A 14,145-nucleotide genomic window follows, 5' to 3' on the forward strand; every position below is an offset into this window, starting at 1 on the left:
CCGTCACAAGATCGTTCCAACCCGATCACTGGGGGGATTCTTTGAGACTTCGCCGTGGACTTACCGTGGGTGCGGCCGCTGTGGCGGCACTGGCCTTCGCCGCGTCACCCGCGTTCGCGGGCGACGTGTACGCGCAGGCCGACGGCTCCCAGGGCTGGGGTGAGTTCTACTACAAGAGCAGGACCGAGGCGTACAACATCGTCCTGGCCGTGCAGGACACCAAGGCCGATGGGCACCACGTCCGGGTGCGGGCGCAGTCCGAGGACCCGCTCCGCAACATCACCAGCTACCCGTGGCGTTACGACTACCAGGGTTACGGATCCAAGCTCAGCTGGACGACCTCGCTGACCGACTCGAACGGCATCTGGGCGATGCGCATCCAGGTGTGCACGTACGAGGGCGACACCCCGGTCTCCTGCGACACCTCGCCCTGGGACGGCAACCCGTACTACGGCTGATCCGGCGAGCGGGGGAGGGGCGGGTGACGCCCCTCCCCCGTCGGCGTCACTCGGCGGGCCTGTCCGCCTCGTCCCCCTCCTCCGCCGGGGGCGGCGGGGGCGTCGGGCGGAGCTTCAGCCAGACCAGGAAGAAGATGCCGAGCAGCAGCATCCCGATCCCGGTCCACAGGTTGATGTTGATGCCCTGCGCCTTGTCGATCGCGGCCTGGTCGTCGAGGAGGCCGGTGATCCCGAGGATCAGGCCGTAGAGCACGAAGAGGCCGCCGATGATGCGGCGCAGGTCGAAGATGCGGGCCGCGGTGGCCGACTTCTTCTGCAGTTCGGAGACCTCGCGCTGGACGTCCTGCTCGGAGTAGCCGTGCTGATCGGTCATGGTCCTTCGATCCTCCCTCGATCAGAACGAGAACGGGATGTAGCAGGCGGCCGCGATGATCACCGCGCCCCAGCCCAGCAGGGCCGGCCTGCGGTACCAGGCTTCGTCGCCCGGTGCGGGCGGCTCCGACATACCGGGGGAGGTGGTGCCGTAGACCAGGCCCTGCAGCTCCTCGTCCGGCTTCGGCTCGGTGAACAGGGACACGATGAACATCACCACCGCACCGGCGACGAATCCGGCGATCGCGGAGACGAAGTTGGCTCCCTGGTCGGAGGGGATGGAGATGATGTCCCTCTTGTAGAGGACGAAGTAGTTGACCATCGCGGTCACCGTGCCGGCGAGCAGACCCCAGAAGCCGGACTTCGCGGACGCGCGCTTCCAGAACATGCCGACGATGAAGACCACGAACATCGGCACGTTGAAGAAGGAGAACAGCGTCTGCAGGTAGCTCATGATGTTCGAGAAGGACGACGCCAGGAACGCCGTGCCGACCGAGGCGCAGACGCCGACCACCGTGATCAGACGGCCGAAGCGGACGTAGTACTCGTCCTCCCGGCCCCTGACCAGGTACCGCGCCCAGATGTCGTTGGTGAACACCGTGTTGAAGGACGAGACGTTGGCCGCCATGCCGGCCATGAAGGCCGCCAGCAGACCGGTGACCGCGATGCCGAGCACACCGTTCGGCAGCAGCTCCTGCATCAGGTAGGGGATGGCGTCGTTGTACTGGTAGCCGGAGGCGGGGGTGCCGAACTTCGGGATGAGGGCCGCGGCGACCAGGCCCGGGATCATCACCAGGAAGACGATGAAGATCTTCGGGTACGCGGCGATCAGCGGGGTGCGCTGCCCGGCGGAGAGGTTCTTCGCGGACAGGGCGCGCTGCACCTCGGCGAAGTTGGTCGTCCAGTAGCCGAAGGACAGCACGAAGCCGAGGCCGAGCACGATGGTCAGCCAGTTGGCGCCGAGCGGGTTGGAGCTGCCGATGCCGGTGCCGCCCCATGCGGTGGTGAAGTCGGCGCCGTGGGTCACGGTCAGCTTGTCCGTCAGCCCGTCCCAGCCGCCGACCTTCTTCAGACCCAGCACCACGATCGGGATCAGCGCCGCGAGGATCACGAAGAACTGCAGCACCTCGTTGTAGATCGCCGATGACAGACCGCCCAGCGTGATGTACGCCAGCACGAACGCGCCCGCGACCACGATCGCCACCCACTGCGGCCAGCCCAGCAGTGCCTCGACGACGATCGCGAGGGCGTAGAGGTTCACGCCGGCGATCAGGATGGCCGCGAAGGCGAACAGGGCCGAACTCAGCAGGTGTGCCCACTTGTCGAAGCGCAGCAGCAGCATCTCGGGGACCGAGCGGACCTTGCTTCCGTAGTAGAAGGGCATCATCACCAGGCCCAGGAAGACCATGGCCGGGATGGCGCCGATCCAGTACCAGTGCACGGTGTACGCGCCGTACTGCGCACTGTTGGCGGCCATGCCCAGGATCTCGGTGGCGGCCAGGTTGGCCGAGATGAACGCGAGACCGGTGATCCAGGCGGGCAGGGAGCGCCCGGAGAGGAAGAAGTCGAGGCTGGTCTTCACCGATCTGCGTGCGGCGAAGCCGATGCCCAGGACGACGACGAAGTAGATGCCGAGGATCGTGTAGTCGAGCCCGTTCGTGGGGAGCCGGAGCTCTGCAGCCAGATAGGTGGGGTTCTGCATGCACGTATCTATGCCCCTCACACGAAACATACGCCTGCTCACACCCTGCGACTTCCCGGTTGCGGGCCCTCACCCATTGACGCCACTGTTGCCTTGTGGTTTGTTATGTTTAGTTCTGTTGAGGGTTGCGTGTGTAAGGAGCGGTGGCGTGAAGAAGACCTCGACCTCGTTGGCCGACGGTCGTGAGCTCATCTACTACGACCTGCGCGACGACACCGTGCGGGACGCGGTGGACAGGCGTCCGCTGGAGCGCACCGTCACGACCTCCGAGATCCGCCGCGACCCGCTGCTCGGCGATTCGATCGCCGTCGCCTCGCACCGCCAGGGCCGCACCTACCACCCGCCGGCCGACCAGTGCCCCCTGTGCCCCTCGCAGGGCGACCGCCTGAGCGAGATCCCGGACTCGTCGTACGACGTCGTGGTCTTCGAGAACCGCTTCCCCTCGCTGGCCGGCGACTCGGGCCGCTGCGAGGTCGTCTGCTTCACCTCCGACCACAACGCCTCCTTCGCCGACCTGAGCGAGGAGCAGGCGGCCCTGGTCCTGGAGGCATGGACGGACCGTACGTCGGAGCTGTCGCATCTGCCCTCCGTGGAGCAGGTGTTCTGCTTCGAGAACCGCGGCGCGGAGATCGGCGTGACGCTCGGCCATCCGCACGGCCAGATCTACGCGTACCCGTTCACGACCCCGCGCACCGCGCTGATGCTGCGTTCCCTCGCGGCCCACAAGGAGGCGACGGGCGGTGAGAACCTCTTCGACGCCGTCGTGGCGAGCGAACTCGCCGGCGAGCGGGTCGTCCTCGAGGGTGAACACTGGGTGGCGTTCGTGCCGTACGCCGCGCACTGGCCGTACGAGGTCCATCTGTACCCGAAGCGCCGGGTGCCGGACCTGCTCGCGCTGGATGAAAGCGCGCGCACAGAGTTCCCCAAGGTCTACCTGGAACTCTTGAGGCGCTTCGACCGGATCTTCGGCGAAGGTGAACCGCCCACGCCCTACATCTCGGCCTGGCACCAGGCCCCGTTCGGCGCGCTGGAGGAGTTCGAGGGCGTCAACCGCGACGACTTCGCGCTCCACCTCGAGCTTTTCACCATCCGCCGAACCTCCGGCAAGCTGAAGTTCCTCGCGGGTTCCGAGTCCGGCATGAACGTGTTCATCAACGACGTGCCGCCGGAGCGCGCGGCCGAGCGACTGCGAGAGGTAGCGAGTTGATGAGCGGTAAGTACCTGGTCACCGGTGGCGCGGGCTATGTCGGCAGCGTGGTCGCCCAGCACCTGCTGGAGGCGGGCCACGAGGTCGTCGTGCTCGACAATCTCTCCACGGGCTTCCGGGAGGGCGTCCCGGCCGGTGCGACCCTCATCGAGGGGGACATCCGCGACGCCGCCAAGTGGCTGGACTCCTCCTTCGAGGCGGTCCTGCACTTCGCCGCGTTCTCGCAGGTCGGCGAGTCGGTCGTGAAGCCCGAGAAGTACTGGGACAACAACGTGGCCGGCACCATGGCCCTGCTCGGCGCGATGCGCGAGGCCGGCGTCCGCAAGCTCGTCTTCTCCTCCACGGCCGCCACGTACGGCGAGCCGAAGGAGGTCCCGATCGTGGAGTCGGCGCCCACCTCGCCGACCAACCCGTACGGCGCCTCGAAGCTGGCCGTGGACCACATGATCACCGGTGAGGCGGCGGCGCACGGCCTGGGCGCGGTCTCGCTGCGCTACTTCAACGTGGCGGGCGCGTACGGCAGGCAGGGGGAGCGCCACGACCCCGAGTCGCACCTGATCCCGCTGGTGCTGCAGGTCGCGCAGGGCAGGCGGGACGCGATCTCCGTCTTCGGCGACGACTACCCGACGCCGGACGGCACCTGCGTGCGCGACTACATCCACGTCGCGGACCTCGCCGACGCCCACCTGCTCGCGCTGAAGGCCGCCACCTCCGGCGAGCACCTCATCTGCAACCTGGGCAACGGCGAGGGCTTCTCGGTCCGCCAGGTCATCGAGACGGTCCGGCAGGTCACCGGCCACCCGATCCCGGAGGTCGTGGCCCCGCGCCGCGGCGGTGACCCGGCGGTCCTGGTCGCGTCGGCCGCCACGGCCCGCGAGAAGCTGGGCTGGAACCCGTCCCGCGCGGATCTCGCGGGGATCGTCGCGGACGCGTGGGAGTTCGCGCAGAACATCGCTAGGGAGCAGTAGTGGGCGCAGTGCAGGTGCGGGACGGTTTCGTCGAGCTGTACGGGACCGAGCCCGAGGGCGTGTGGTCGGCGCCGGGCCGCGTCAACCTCATCGGTGAGCACACCGACTACAACGACGGCTTCGTGATGCCCTTCGCGCTGCCGCACACGGCGGTGGCAGCGGTCTCGCGCCGCGCGGACGGCGTGCTGCGCCTGCACTCGGCGGACGTCGAGGGCGGCGTCGTGGCGCTGCGTGTCGACGATCTCGCCCCCGAGTCGGACCGCAACTGGACGGCATACCCGGCGGGCGTCGTCTGGGCCCTGCGCGAGGCGGGCCACGCGGTGACCGGCGCGGACATCCACCTGTCGTCGACGGTCCCGGCGGGCGCGGGCCTGTCGTCCTCGGCGGCCCTGGAGGTCGTCATCGCGCTCGCCCTGAACGACCTCTACGAACTCGGCCTGCAGCGCTGGCAGTTGGCCCGCCTGTGCCAGCGCGCCGAGAACGTCTACGTCGGCGCTCCCACCGGCATCATGGACCAGACGGCGTCGGCGTGCTGCGAGGAGGGCCACGCGCTCTTCCTCGACACCCGTGACCTGTCCCAGAAGCAGATCCCCTTCGACCTGGCCGCCGAGGGCATGCGCCTGCTGGTGGTGGACACCCAGGTCAAGCACTCCCACAGCGAGGGCGAGTACGGCAAGCGCCGTGCGGGCTGCGAGCGGGGCGCGGCACTGCTGGGCGTGGACGCGCTGCGGGACGTCCCGTACGGCGACCTGGACGCGGCCCTCGCCCGCCTCGGTGACGACGAGGAGGCGGTCCGCCTGGTCCGCCACGTCGTCACGGAGGACGAGCGGGTGGAGAAGGTCGTCTCCCTCCTGGAGTCGGGCGACACCCGCGCGATCGGCCCGGTCCTGGTGGCCGGCCACGCCTCCCTGCGGGACGACTTCCGCATCTCCTGCCCCGAACTGGACCTGGTGGTCGACACGGCCCTCGCCTCCGGCGCCCTCGGCGCCCGCATGACGGGCGGCGGCTTCGGCGGCTCGGCCATCGTCCTGGCAGAGGCATCCGACGTCGACACAGTCACCAAGGCGGTGACGGAGGCCTTCGCGGCGGCGGGCTTCACGACACCGCGGGTGTTCGAGGCGGTGCCGGGGGCCGGGGCGCGCAGGCTCAGCTGAGCCGCTTCGTCAGTGTGTACTCGGTGATCCCCGGCGGATAGTCGGGGATCACGCACACCACCTCGTACCCCTGTTTCTTGTAGAACCCCGGCGCCTGGAAGTCCCACGTCTCCAGGCGGGACGAGCCGCAGCCCCGTTCCTCGCGGGCGATGTGTTCCGCCTGTGCGAGGAGGTGGGAACCCAGGCCCGTGCCGCGGTGGCGTTCGTCCACCCACAGGTAGGTCACGTGCAGCCAGGTCGTCCAGGTGTGGCCCACCAGGCCGGCCGCCAGGTCGTCCGCGTCGTCCAACGCCCAGACGTGGAGTGGAAGTTCACGTTCACCTGGGGTTCCGCGCAGGCGGCGCAGGATCGGTGACGCCGCCGTGTTGGTGTCCCGCAGGCGGGAACGGAGAAGATCGCGCCGGCCCCTGTCGACTTCTGTCTCAAGACGAAACATGTGACTCACGATAAACGCGCTGGACAGCCAGTTCTGCAAATTACCTTCCGCTCCTGGCCCCCGGCCGTACCCTGATGAACAGCACCGGTGGGGGCCGGTGCCGATCAGGGGGCGAGACAGTCGGGTACGACGCCCGAAGTGGGGGTAGCAGTTTCCGCACGGCGGCGGCCGTGCGGTGTGCCGTTCCAGTCCCAGGTCGTCACAAGTGACCTGGGGCGCTTCGGGCGCCGTACCTGCGCCCGTGCCGTCTCCCGACACATGGGGTATCCCCTGCTCTTCGAGAGCTTGGGGAAGGGGGTTTCGTGGTTCGCATCCGAGTCCTGGTCGTCGACGACCATCGCATCTTCGCCGAGTCGCTTGCCGCCGCGCTGGCGGCCGAGCCCGACGTCGACGTGTCCGCGGCCGGCAGCGGTCCCGCCGCGCTGCGCAGCCTGGAGCGTGCGGCAGCCGAGGGACGCCGGTTCGACGTGCTGCTCGTCGACTCCGATCTGGGCGGGAACGTGCCGGGCGTCCGGCCGGCCGTGCCCGTTCAGGAGGGCAACGAGGACGGCCTCGTCGACGGGATCTCGCTGGTCGCCGGGGTGCGCACCGCGCAGCCGGGCGTACGGATCGTCGTGCTCGCCGAGAAGGACGATCCGCGCCGTGCCGCGCTCGCCCTGCAGGCCGGGGCCTCCGGCTGGGTGGCCAAGGACTGTTCGCTGTCCCGGCTGCTCAATGTCATACGGGGAGTGCTGCGCGACGAGACGCATCTGCCGCCGGCTCTGCTCACGGGCGTCCTCAGGGAGTTGACCGCCGCGCGCAAGCACCGCACCGAGAGCGAACGGCTCGTCGAGTCCCTCACGCCGAGGGAGCGGGAAGTCCTGCGGTGCATGGTGGCCGGGCTGGGGAGGAAGGCCGTCGCCGAGCGGTTGTTCCTCTCGCCCCACACCGTGCGTACGCACATGCAGAACGTCCTCGGGAAGCTGGGCGTCCACTCGACGCTCGCCGCCGTCGCGCTCGCCCGCCGGGCCGGTGTCGGGCCCGTCGACCTAGCCGGGGATGTTGTCGAACGGGGCGGTCAGCTGGCGTAGCAGCCCCGCCAGTTCACCGCGCTGGGCGCGGGAGAGCTCGGCGAGGATCGCCCGCTCCTGGTCGAGGAGGCCGGCGAGGGCCTGGTCCGCACGGTCCCGGCCCTCGTCCGTCAGCCGTACCAGCACACCACGCCGGTCGCTCGGGTCGGGCAGCCGCTCCACCAGGCCCTTCTTGGCCAGGCGGTCGATGCGGTTCGTCATCGTGCCCGAGGTCACCAGGGTCTGCGTCAGCAGCTGCCCCGGCGAGAGCTGATACGGCGTGCCCGCGCGCCGAAGTGCCGTCAGCACGTCGAACTCCCAGGGCTCCAGGCTGTGCTCGGCGAAGGCCAGCCGGCGCGCCCGGTCCAGATGCCGGGCCAGTCTGCTCACCCGGCTGAGCACCTCGAGCGGTTCCACGTCGAGGTCCGGACGCTCCCGGCGCCATGCTGCGACCAGCCGATCGACCTCGTCCTCCATGGCGATCAGTGTAGTGGTTGTGTCGACGTGAAGTCTCTTGATGTGAAGTCTCTTGACATCAAGAGAAGTTTCCGGGGAAGGTTTGAGGCATGAGCACCCCCACCTGGGACCCCGCCCAGTACCTGCGTCATGCCGGCCACCGCGCCCGCCCCTTCGTCGACCTCCTCGCCCGCGTCCCGGACCTGCCGGCCGACTCGCCGCGGATCGCCGACCTCGGCTGCGGCCCCGGCAACGTCACCGTCCTGCTCGCCGACCGCTGGCCCACCGCCCGCATCACCGGCTACGACAACTCGCCCGAGATGCTAGACAAGGCCCACGCCGACCACGCCGGCCCCACCGCCGGCGGCGGCCGCCTCGACTTCGCCGCCGCGGACGTACGGACCTGGGCGCCCGGGCAGCCGTACGACCTGATCGTCAGCAACGCGACCCTGCAGTGGGTGCCGGGGCACGCGGACCGTTTCGCCGACTGGATCGCCGGCCTCGAGTCCGGGGGCACCTTCGCCTTCCAGGTGCCCGGCAACTTCGACGCCCCCAGCCACACGCTGATGCGCGAACTCGCCCACTCAGCCCGCTGGAAGGACCGCCTCGCCGACACCCTGCGCCACGACGACGCCGTCCTCGCGCCCGAGGCCTATCTGGAACGCCTGACCGCCCTCGGCTGCGAGGCGGACGTATGGGAGACGACGTACGTGCATCTCCTCACCGGCGAGGATCCGGTGCTGGACTGGGTGAAGGGGACCGGGCTGCGGCCCGTCCTCACCGCCCTCGCCGACGACCCGGCGGCGCGGGCGGAGTTCCTGGGCGAGTACCGGGCGGCCCTGCGGGAGGCCTATCCGGCCGGGGCGCACGGTACGGCCTTCCCCTTCCGCCGGGTCTTCGCCGTCGCCCACAAGGAGGCATGAGCGTGATCACCGCCGTCGACCACGTCCAGCTCGCCGCACCGCCCGGCTCCGAGGACCGGCTGCGTGCGTACTACGTCGATGTCCTCGGGATGACGGAGATCCCGAAGCCGCAGGTGCTCGCGGCGCGGGGCGGGTGCTGGTTCCAGGCCGGGGTCGTGCAGCTGCACCTGGGGATCGAGGAGGACTTCCGGCCCGCGAAGAAGGCCCACCCCGGGCTGCGCGTCACCGGGATCGAGCGGTACGGCGCCCGGCTTGAGGCCCATGGGGCGCAGGTGGAGTGGGACGAGAACCTGCCGGGGCACCGGCGGTTCTACTCGTCCGACCCCGTGGGCAACCGGCTGGAGTTCCTGGAGCCGGTGACCGCTGTTTGACGGCACGGTGGAGGGTCACCCGCTGAGGTGACACCGACGTCGAGCTCCGCGGGGAGTGAGAAACGTGGCGAAGGAAGAGAAGGCCAGGGCCAAGAAGGAACAGATGAAGGGCAAGGCCAAGGAAGCGATGGGCCGCATGGCCGGCAACGAGCGGATGACCGCCGAGGGCAAGGCCGAGCAGATGAAGGGCGACGCACGCCAGGCCAAGGAGAAGGGCAAGGACACCTTCAAGCACTGAGCACACCGGCACCCGGGGTGCGGGCCTCAGCTCTTCCGGCGCCCGATCAGGTGCGGCTTCGCCTCCAGCCCGTCCAGGCCGTGCCATGCCAGGTTCACCAGATGCGCGGCGACCTCCGCCTTCTTCGGGCGGCGCACGTCCAGCCACCACTGCCCGGTCAGGGCGACCATCCCGACCAGGGCCTGCGCGTACAGCGGGGCCAGCTTGGGGTCGAAGCCACGGCTCTTGAACTCGCGGCCCAGGATGTCCTCCACCTGCGTGGCGATGTCCGAGATCAGCGAGGCGAAGGAACCCGTCGACTGCGGGATGGGGGAGTCACGGACCAGGATGCGGAAGCCGTCCGTGTACTCCTCGATGTAGTCCAGGAGCGCGAAGGCGGCCTGTTCGCACAGTTCGCGGGGGTGGCCGGCGGTCAGGGAGCCGGTCACCATGTCCAGCAGCCGCCGCATCTCACGGTCCACCACCACCGCGTACAGCCCCTCCTTGCCGCCGAAGTGCTCGTACACCACCGGCTTGGACACCCCGGCCTTCGCCGCGATCTCCTCCACGGAGGTGCCCTCGAACCCCTTGGCGGCGAACAGGGTGCGACCGATCTCCAGCAGCTGCTGACGGCGCTCGGCCCCCGTCATACGGGTGCGCCGCGCTCGTCGCTGCTTGTCCGGGCTCGGGGTACTGCTGGGATCGGTCGCCACGGCGTCAATCATGCCGCCTCGGCCGTCTCCTTCCGGCGCCGAGAGCCCTCTTCACCGGTGTTCCGGCGCGAATCGATACGCGAGCGTGACGGCCACCGCACGTCGTACGCCCAGCCGAACGCCTCGAACCAGCGGATGATCCGCGCCGAGGAGTCCACCTGCCAGCGCTCCACACCGTGCCGCGCCGAGGTCGGGTCCGCGTGATGCAGGTTGTGCCAGGACTCGCCGCACGACAGCACGGCCAGCCACCACACGTTGCCCGAGCGGTCGCGCGACTTGAAGGGCCGCTTGCCGACCGCGTGACAGATCGAGTTGATCGACCAGGTCACATGGTGCAGCAGCGCCACCCGTACGAGTGAGCCCCAGAAGAACGCCGTGAACGCGCCCCACCAGGACCAGGTGACCAGACCGCCGATCAGCGGCGGAAGGGCCAGCGACAGCATCGTCCAGAACACGAACTGGCGGGAGATCGCACGGATCGCCGGGTCCTTGATCAGATCCGGCGCGTACTTGTCCTGCGGCGTCTGCTCCTCGTCGAACATCCAGCCGATGTGCGCCCACCACAGGCCCTTGATCAGCGCCGGGACGGTCTCCCCGAAACGCCACGGGGAGTGCGGGTCGCCCTCGGCGTCGGAGAACTTGTGGTGCTTGCGGTGGTCCGCCACCCAGCGGACCAGGGGGCCCTCCACCGCCAGCGACCCCATGATCGCGAGCGCGATGCGCAAGGGGCGCCTGGCCTTGAAGGAGCCGTGCGTGAAGTAGCGGTGGAAGCCGATCGTGATGCCGTGACAGCCCAGGTAGTAGAAGAACACCATCAGGCCGAGGTCCAGCCAGCTCACCCCCCACCCCCACGCCAGCGGCACCGCCGCAAGGAGCGCGAGGAACGGGACGATGATGAAGAGCAGCAGCGTGACCTGTTCGATCGAACCCTTCTGCTCGCCACCCAGCGTGGCGGAGGTGACGGACGTGTCGCCGGGCGCCTTCGGGGCGTCTTCGATCACATCGGAGCTTGTGGTCATGGGCGTCCCCTGTGGGATCGAGGGTGGAGAGAGGTGCCGGGGCGGCTGTGGGAACCATGCCCGGGTTCCGTTACAACGTTCCCTACGGTTCCGTAACCTACGGCATCGTAAGTATGGCAGTGCCTCACCCGGCGGCAAGAGCCCGAAAGTCTGCGCGTCCGCATGGACACCTATCCTTGGAGTCGGTCGGACAGCGCGGTCCGCTCTGATTCATTCCCGGATGACAGGGCCGTATGCGGCGCCCGCCGCGCGGCCCCTGCCGCCGGGTTCCCCTCCCGGACGAGCTTCAACACTGCAAGGAGCCGCACCTGTGAGCAGTGCCGACGACCAGACCGAGCCCCAGGCGAACACCAGCAGCGAGCTGCGCGCCGACATCCGCCGGCTGGGTGACCTCCTGGGCGAGACCCTCGTCCGGCAGGAGGGCCCCGAGCTGCTGGAACTCGTCGAGAAGGTCCGCCGCCTCACCCGCGAGGACGGAGAAGCCGCCGCCGAGCTGCTGCGCGGCACCGAACTGGAGACCGCGGCCAAGCTGGTCCGCGCCTTCTCCACCTACTTCCACCTGGCCAACGTCACCGAGCAGGTCCACCGCGGCCGCGAGCTGCGCACCAAGCGTGCCGCCGAGGGTGGCCTGCTGGCCCGTACGGCCGACCGGCTCAAGGACGCCGACCCCGAGCACCTGCGCCAGACGGTCAGGCATCTCAATGTTCGTCCGGTGTTCACGGCCCACCCGACCGAGGCCGCGCGCCGCTCGGTCCTGAACAAGCTCCGGCGCATCGCCGCGCTCCTGGAGACCCCGGTCATCGAGGCCGACCGCCGCCGCTACGACACCCGGCTGGCCGAGAACATCGACCTCGTCTGGCAGACGGACGAACTGCGCGTCGTACGCCCCGAGCCCGCCGACGAGGCCCGCAACGCCATCTACTACCTCGACGAACTGCACGCGGGGGCGGTCGGCGACGTCCTGGAGGACCTCACCGCCGAGCTGGAGCGGGTGGGAGTCAAGCTCCCCGACGACACCCGCCCCCTCACCTTCGGCACCTGGATCGGCGGCGACCGCGACGGCAACCCGAACGTCACCCCCCAGGTCACCTGGGACGTCCTGATCCTCCAGCACGAGCACGGCATCAACGACGCCCTGGAGCTCATCGACGAACTCCGCGGCTTCCTGTCGAACTCCATCCGCTACACCGGCGCCACGGAGGAGCTCCTGGAGTCCCTCCGGGCCGACCTGGAGCGCCTGCCCGAGATCAGCCCCCGCTACAAGCGCCTCAACGCCGAGGAGCCCTACCGCCTCAAGGCCACCTGCATCCGGCAGAAGCTGGAGAACACCAAGCAGCGCCTCGCCAAGGGCACCCCGCACGAGGACGGCCGCGACTACCTCGGCACCAGTGAGCTCCTCCAGGACCTCACCCTCATCCAGAGCTCCCTGAGGGAGCACCGCGGCGGCCTCTTCGCCGACGGCCGGATGAACCGCACCATCCGCACCCTGTCCGCCTTCGGCCTGCAGCTCGCCACCATGGACGTACGCGAACACGCGGACGCCCACCACCACGCCCTCGGCCAGCTCTTCGACCGCCTCGGCGAGGAGTCCTGGCGGTACGCCGACATGCCCCGCGAGTACCGCGCCAAGCTGCTCGCCAAGGAGCTGCGGTCCCGGCGCCCCCTCGCGCCCACCCCGGCGCCCGTGGACGCGCCCGGCGAGAAGACCCTCGGCGTCTTCCAGACCGTCAAGCGGGCCCTGGAGGTCTTCGGGCCCGAGGTCGTGGAGTCGTACATCATCTCGATGTGCCAGGGCGCCGACGACGTCTTCGCGGCCGCCGTCCTGGCCCGCGAGGCCGGTCTCGTCGACCTGCACGCCGGCTGGGCGAAGATCGGCATCGTGCCGCTCCTGGAGACCACCGACGAGCTCAAGGCCGCCGACACGATCCTCGAGGACATGCTCTCCGACCCGTCCTACCGGCGTCTGGTGGCGCTGCGCGGGGATGTCCAGGAGGTCATGCTCGGATACTCCGACTCCTCCAAGTTCGGCGGAATCACCACCTCGCAGTGGGAGATCCACCGCGCCCAGCGGCGCCTGCGCGACGTCGCCCACCGCTACGGCGTCCGCCTCCGCCTCTTCCACGGCCGCGGCGGCACCGTCGGCCGCGGTGGCGGCCCCTCGCACGACGCGATCCTCGCGCAGCCGTGGGGCACCCTCGAGGGCGAGATCAAGGTCACCGAGCAGGGCGAGGTCATCTCCGACAAGTACCTCGTGCCGTCCCTGGCCCGCGAGAACCTCGAACTGACCGTCGCGGCCACGCTGCAGGCCTCCGCCCTGCACACCGCGCCCCGCCAGTCCGTCGAGGCGCTCGCCCGCTGGGACGCCGCCATGGACGTGGTGAGCAACGCCGCCGAGGCCGCCTACCGCAGGCTCGTCGAGGACCCCGACCTGCCCGCGTACTTCTTCGCGTCGACACCGGTCGACCAGCTCGCCGACCTGCACCTCGGGTCCCGGCCCTCCCGGCGCCCCGACTCGGGCGCAGGTCTCGACGGACTGCGCGCCATCCCGTGGGTCTTCGGCTGGACCCAGTCCCGGCAGATCGTCCCCGGCTGGTTCGGCGTCGGCTCCGGACTGAAGGCGCTGCGCGAGGCGGGCCTGGACACCGTGCTCGACGAGATGCACGAGCAGTGGCACTTCTTCCGCAACTTCGTCTCCAACGTCGAGATGACCCTCGCCAAGACCGACCTGCGGATCGCCGCCCACTACGTCGACACCCTCGTCCCCGACGAGCTCAAGCACGTCTTCGAGACCATCAAGGCCGAGCACGAACTCACCGTGCGCGAAGTGCTGAAGGTGACCGGCGAGGACGAACTCCTCGACGCCGCCCCGGTGTTGAAGCAGACCTTCAGCATCCGTGACGCCTACCTGGACCCGATCTCCTACCTCCAGGTGACCCTCCTCAAGCGCCAGCGCGACGCTGCGGCCGCGGGCGAACAGGCCGACCCGATCCTGTCCCGCGCCCTGCTCCTGACGGTCAACGGCGTGGCGGCCGGCCTGCGCAACACCGGCTGATCCGCCCGCACATGGGGGTGCCCCCGAGCTCGTACGAAGCTCGGGGGC

15 protein-coding genes are annotated in these 14,145 nt (G+C 69.6%); 9 read left to right on the forward strand and 6 right to left on the reverse strand.

What is annotated here, in order from left to right; translation table 11 throughout:
- Positions 1-65 precede the first annotated feature (65 nt).
- Positions 66-458, forward strand: coding sequence for a hypothetical protein (locus ABZ880_RS11630; RefSeq protein ID WP_361260279.1), 393 nt, complete (start codon positions 66-68; stop codon positions 456-458).
- 46 nt (positions 459-504) lie between these two features.
- On the opposite strand, the gene ABZ880_RS11635 is transcribed toward ABZ880_RS11630, so the two are convergent.
- The gene (locus tag ABZ880_RS11635) at positions 505-831 is read right to left on the reverse strand and encodes a hypothetical protein (protein WP_361260281.1); all 327 of its coding nucleotides are present in this window, start codon (positions 829-831) and stop codon (positions 505-507) included.
- Between the two features lie 21 nt (positions 832-852).
- Positions 853-2,532 (reverse strand): sodium:solute symporter family protein, encoded by a 1,680-nt coding sequence (locus ABZ880_RS11640; protein ID WP_361260283.1) that lies wholly within the window; start codon positions 2,530-2,532, stop codon positions 853-855.
- Positions 2,533-2,680: 148 nt separating this feature from the next.
- Here ABZ880_RS11640 and galT point away from each other — a divergent pair, with 148 nt between their 5' ends.
- The 3 genes from galT to galK are packed head-to-tail and all read left to right on the forward strand — an operon-like array spanning position 2,681 to position 5,861.
- Positions 2,681-3,739, forward strand: a complete 1,059-nt coding sequence (gene galT / locus ABZ880_RS11645; RefSeq protein WP_361260285.1) for a galactose-1-phosphate uridylyltransferase — start codon at positions 2,681-2,683, stop codon at positions 3,737-3,739.
- Positions 3,739-4,707 (forward strand): UDP-glucose 4-epimerase GalE, encoded by a 969-nt coding sequence (galE, locus tag ABZ880_RS11650; protein ID WP_361260287.1) that lies wholly within the window; start codon positions 3,739-3,741, stop codon positions 4,705-4,707. The genes galT and galE overlap by 1 nt, the downstream gene beginning before the upstream one ends.
- Complete coding sequence (gene galK, locus ABZ880_RS11655; RefSeq protein WP_361260289.1) at positions 4,707-5,861, forward strand: galactokinase; 1,155 nt, start codon at positions 4,707-4,709, stop codon at positions 5,859-5,861. The genes galE and galK overlap by 1 nt, the downstream gene beginning before the upstream one ends.
- On the opposite strand, the gene ABZ880_RS11660 is transcribed toward galK, so the two are convergent.
- Positions 5,854-6,297 (reverse strand): N-acetyltransferase, encoded by a 444-nt coding sequence (locus tag ABZ880_RS11660; protein ID WP_361260291.1) that lies wholly within the window; start codon positions 6,295-6,297, stop codon positions 5,854-5,856. The genes galK and ABZ880_RS11660 overlap by 8 nt on opposite strands.
- 302 nt (positions 6,298-6,599) lie before the next feature.
- Here ABZ880_RS11660 and ABZ880_RS11665 point away from each other — a divergent pair, with 302 nt between their 5' ends.
- Positions 6,600-7,367 (forward strand): response regulator transcription factor, encoded by a 768-nt coding sequence (locus ABZ880_RS11665; protein ID WP_361260293.1) that lies wholly within the window; start codon positions 6,600-6,602, stop codon positions 7,365-7,367.
- Here ABZ880_RS11665 and tamR read toward each other — a convergent pair.
- Positions 7,326-7,823: a MarR family transcriptional regulator TamR gene (gene tamR / locus ABZ880_RS11670; RefSeq protein WP_030941878.1), complete on the reverse strand. Its 498-nt coding sequence runs from the start codon at positions 7,821-7,823 to the stop codon at positions 7,326-7,328. The two genes, ABZ880_RS11665 and tamR, sit on opposite strands and share 42 nt — an antisense overlap.
- An 89-nt stretch (positions 7,824-7,912) precedes the next feature.
- On the opposite strand from tamR, the gene ABZ880_RS11675 reads away from it, so the two are divergent.
- The 3 genes from ABZ880_RS11675 to ABZ880_RS11685 all read left to right on the forward strand — a co-directional run bounded on the left by ABZ880_RS11675 (position 7,913) and on the right by ABZ880_RS11685 (position 9,334).
- Positions 7,913-8,725, forward strand: coding sequence for a trans-aconitate 2-methyltransferase (locus ABZ880_RS11675; RefSeq protein WP_361260295.1), 813 nt, complete (start codon positions 7,913-7,915; stop codon positions 8,723-8,725).
- 2 nt (positions 8,726-8,727) lie between these two features.
- The gene (locus ABZ880_RS11680) at positions 8,728-9,096 is read left to right on the forward strand and encodes a VOC family protein (protein ID WP_361260535.1); all 369 of its coding nucleotides are present in this window, start codon (positions 8,728-8,730) and stop codon (positions 9,094-9,096) included.
- A 64-nt stretch (positions 9,097-9,160) separates the two neighbouring features.
- Positions 9,161-9,334 (forward strand): CsbD family protein, encoded by a 174-nt coding sequence (locus ABZ880_RS11685; protein WP_361260297.1) that lies wholly within the window; start codon positions 9,161-9,163, stop codon positions 9,332-9,334.
- Between the two features lie 26 nt (positions 9,335-9,360).
- Here ABZ880_RS11685 and ABZ880_RS11690 read toward each other — a convergent pair whose 3' ends face one another.
- Together ABZ880_RS11690 and ABZ880_RS11695 are read right to left on the reverse strand one after the other, a co-directional pair.
- Positions 9,361-10,038 carry a TetR/AcrR family transcriptional regulator gene (locus tag ABZ880_RS11690; RefSeq protein WP_361260299.1) on the reverse strand — a complete coding sequence of 226 codons (678 nt, stop codon included), beginning with the start codon at positions 10,036-10,038 and terminating at the stop codon, positions 9,361-9,363.
- Positions 10,035-11,045: a fatty acid desaturase gene (locus ABZ880_RS11695; RefSeq protein ID WP_361260301.1), complete on the reverse strand. Its 1,011-nt coding sequence runs from the start codon at positions 11,043-11,045 to the stop codon at positions 10,035-10,037. Before ABZ880_RS11695 ends, ABZ880_RS11690 begins: the two co-directional genes overlap by 4 nt.
- Before the next feature lie 310 nt (positions 11,046-11,355).
- Here ABZ880_RS11695 and ppc point away from each other — a divergent pair, with 310 nt between their 5' ends.
- Entirely contained in the window at positions 11,356-14,097 is a 2,742-nt protein-coding gene (gene ppc / locus ABZ880_RS11700; RefSeq protein WP_361260303.1) for a phosphoenolpyruvate carboxylase, read from the forward strand.
- Positions 14,098-14,145 lie beyond the last annotated feature (48 nt).

Source organism: Streptomyces sp. NPDC047043, assembly GCF_040644055.1.
Lineage (GTDB): Bacteria > Actinomycetota > Actinomycetes > Streptomycetales > Streptomycetaceae > Streptomyces.

Excerpts from the sequence above, each read along its gene's own strand:
- ABZ880_RS11635 (WP_361260281.1), bottom strand. The coding sequence starts at position 831 with ATGACCGATCAGCACGGCTACTCCGAGCAGGACGTCCAGCGCGAGGTC.
- tamR (WP_030941878.1), bottom strand. The coding sequence starts at position 7,823 with ATGGAGGACGAGGTCGATCGGCTGGTCGCAGCATGGCGCCGGGAGCGT.
- ABZ880_RS11695 (WP_361260301.1), bottom strand. The coding sequence starts at position 11,045 with ATGACCACAAGCTCCGATGTGATCGAAGACGCCCCGAAGGCGCCCGGC.
- ABZ880_RS11660 (WP_361260291.1), bottom strand. The coding sequence starts at position 6,297 with ATGTTTCGTCTTGAGACAGAAGTCGACAGGGGCCGGCGCGATCTTCTC.
- ABZ880_RS11640 (WP_361260283.1), bottom strand. The coding sequence starts at position 2,532 with ATGCAGAACCCCACCTATCTGGCTGCAGAGCTCCGGCTCCCCACGAAC.
- ABZ880_RS11675 (WP_361260295.1), top strand. The coding sequence starts at position 7,913 with ATGAGCACCCCCACCTGGGACCCCGCCCAGTACCTGCGTCATGCCGGC.
- galE (WP_361260287.1), top strand. The coding sequence starts at position 3,739 with ATGAGCGGTAAGTACCTGGTCACCGGTGGCGCGGGCTATGTCGGCAGC.
- ABZ880_RS11690 (WP_361260299.1), bottom strand. The coding sequence starts at position 10,038 with ATGATTGACGCCGTGGCGACCGATCCCAGCAGTACCCCGAGCCCGGAC.